Here is a 2,875-nt window from a genome sequence, read left to right as displayed (position 1 = left end):
GTCTCAATGGTCTGAGAATTGGAAGAAGCACCGGACTGCGACTCTAAGGACTCAGATCCACGTTTTTCTCACGTGTAATGCGCAAGAACACTTGGCACTTGGCGCATATCCGGAATTAAGTGGGATTTGACGGTAATTGGCAATTTTCGACTAGTTTCATTGGCTTTATCCGACAACAGCTGCGCCATTTCGAATGGCAATTGTAGTTTGCTTGTATCGACTGCGCAGAAATCTATCTCCATTTTTTTTGAATATCAAACACTGCGTGATTTCGAGGTGGGATCTGAGATCATCATCGACCTCGCCGAATCATACCTCAGAATGCGCGCAATGTTCTGCGGATACACAGTGTATGTGGTGTGAGTATTCGTCGAAGGTGGGAACTGGCTAAACGCAAAATTCCATATGACACGTTATGCGAATCCATCCTTTGAAGTAGGCTCCAAAGATGAGTTGTTGGATCAATGGCAGCTGAGCGGACAAACCGAGCGTTGAAGTTGCACAACCGAACTACCGCTCTGCTCATAAGGCCTAATCCAATCCAGCTCCCGAAAGCGCGGTCGTCAGCGCATCCGCTTCTTTCTGAACGGGGTACGGGAACATGCGCTTTGAGTGGGAAAGGCTGTATTTGGGAGCGATTTCCTTGATCCACACAACCTCGCGATTTGCGCCTTTGGTGTCACCAACTTCCCAAAGCGCACGCACCAATTGGACCCGCGCCGGAACGAAACGCGGGACGCGATCCAGCACAGATTGAAAGTGGCCTATAGCCACCTCCTGCTCTCCCAACAAAAGGTGGCGATGGCCTTGTGGAAATTCCCAACTGGGCGGCAGAAAGCTGTCTTTTGAGAACACAGTCTCCAGAAGTGGTCCGGCGTCTTGCGGGCGTGCCAGGCGGTTCATGGTCTCGCCGTAGGCCAGATAGGCCTCAGGGTTTTCTGGATCGCGCGTCAAGGCGGCGTCAAAGGCTGCGATGGCTTCCCGAGGCCGCCCAAGGTACCCCAATACCCAACCGAGCCGCGCGTATCCGAGACCCGCGTTGTCGTCCCGCCTGATGGCCTCGCGCGCAAGGCCCTCTGCCGCATCCAGCGTACTGTCAGTTCCGGGCAATCCAAAAACATAGAGCGTCGTGCGGCAATATGCCTGCTGCGCATAGGCGTTGGCGAAACCGGGGTCTAGCTCAGCGGCCTTCGCAAAGTGCGACAGCGCTTCGACAAAGGCCGGAGGTTCATAGCGGAAATACGCGTAGCGGCCTTTCTGATAGGCATCATATGCCTGAGAATTTACTGTGCCGCGCCGCTTTCTGGCAGGCCGGACCTGATCAGGCGCAATCACAGCAAGCAACCGATCTGCGATCAGATCATGACCGGCCAAAAGGCTTTCCGGAGACAGATCAAAACGCTCCGCCCAAATTTGTTGCTGACCCGTGCCATTTAGGACAGCAGCGTTCACACGGGTGCGACTACCGCTTTCACGGATGCTGCCATCAATAATATGCGTAACGCCGTAGATATCCTCTGGCACCCCATCCCCAAGCGCTTTGGTTGTGTTGTAGGACAGTACGGTCAATGCATCGTGTCGGGACAGGCTGTTTATCAGATCTTCTGTCAGGCCATCGGCAAGATATTCGAGCGCAATGTCCTCTCCGCTTGATCGAAAGACGCGGACGAGTACGGTTGGTATCGGCGCGGATGCTGTTTCTGGAGTTCTGGAAATGGCGTCTGCAACAAAGCGAAACCCACGCCCGTGGATTGTCTTGATCAGGCGGTTGTCGCGGTCGGTATCGCCAAGTGCAATCCGGACAGCTTTAATTGCCCCCGATATCGCCCAATCACTGATCGCTCGCCCATGCCATATAGCGTCAACCAAATCGTCTTTGGATACAACCCGGTCCCTGTGACGGATAAGGAAGATCAAAATGCGCAGGCTTTGCGGCTCAATCTGAATCGAAACGTCGGAACGCGTGAGATCAAAAGATGCTTCATCAAGCGAAAAAGAACCAAAGCTCCAGATTTGTGCATTAACTTGGCTCAAAGTGCATTCCTCCAAAAATCCTCCAGAATCTGCAGTTCATGCGGCCTAGACAGTCATTAGTCCAAATCGCCTTGGACATTGATCAACAAGGAGCCAAACATGAAAACTCTGATCACACTAGCCTTTATCGTAGCGACAACCGCAGGATCCGCCATGGCAGAACGCATCAATGTGGCAAGCTCCACCAACGTCGCAACTTCAGTGGAGCGATTGGAAGATGCCGTAAAAACAGCAGGCGCGCGGGTGTTCAACACAATCGACTTCGCTGCGGGCAGCTCCTCCGTCGGTAAAGACCTGCGTCCTACAACGGTCGTGATCTTCGGCAGTCCCAAAATTGGGGCAAGCGCATTGCAAACAGGTCAAACTATGGCTTTAGACCTGCCCTTGCGGATTTTGTTTTTTGAAGATGCCAACGGCCAAACTTGGGCGACCTATGACGACCCAACAGCTGTGGCACTGTCCCATGGTCTTGCCGCAAATCATCCGGCCGTTTTAGCGATGAGGGGCGCGTTGGAGAAATTCTCGTCTGCTGCAACTGAAGAATAGTAACGTATAAAATGGTGAAGCCATCGTGCTTCACCATACCGCCATTCGAAAGTGCTGCTGCAGCGATCACTACGAGCTCGAAGCAGTCATTCGCTGCAACTTCATCAAATGGCCGCTCGCTTAATTTGAAAACTGTTCTGAAAAATTCTAATCTTTCGGTAGATCCCCCGCAGGTGGCTGCCAAAGTTCAATCGCATTCCCTTCAGGGTCGAGAAAGCGGAAAAATCTGCCGTACTCTTCGTCGTCGACCCCAAGTTCAGTGACGCCATCCGTCCTCAGACTTGCTATTAACGCA

At 52.7% G+C, this 2,875-nt stretch carries 2 protein-coding genes; one reads left to right on the top strand and one right to left on the bottom strand.

The genetic code is table 11. The features are described 5' to 3' along the window. Positions 1-531: 531 nt before the first annotated feature. On the bottom strand, positions 532-2,034 hold the full coding sequence (locus ABJO75_RS00595) for a tetratricopeptide repeat protein (protein WP_348432283.1): 1,503 nt from the start codon (positions 2,032-2,034) through the stop codon (positions 532-534). Between the two features lie 99 nt (positions 2,035-2,133). Here ABJO75_RS00595 and ABJO75_RS00590 point away from each other — a divergent pair, with 99 nt between their 5' ends. Further along, entirely contained in the window at positions 2,134-2,580 is a 447-nt protein-coding gene (locus tag ABJO75_RS00590) for a DUF302 domain-containing protein (protein ID WP_348432282.1), read from the top strand. The last annotated feature ends 295 nt before the right edge of the window (positions 2,581-2,875 follow it).

It is taken from the genome of Sedimentitalea sp., assembly GCF_039973035.1.
Taxonomy (GTDB): Bacteria; Pseudomonadota; Alphaproteobacteria; order Rhodobacterales; family Rhodobacteraceae; genus Sedimentitalea.
The sequence above is the reverse complement of the archived record's forward strand: the minus strand, read 5'-3'. Positions and strand labels throughout refer to the sequence as shown.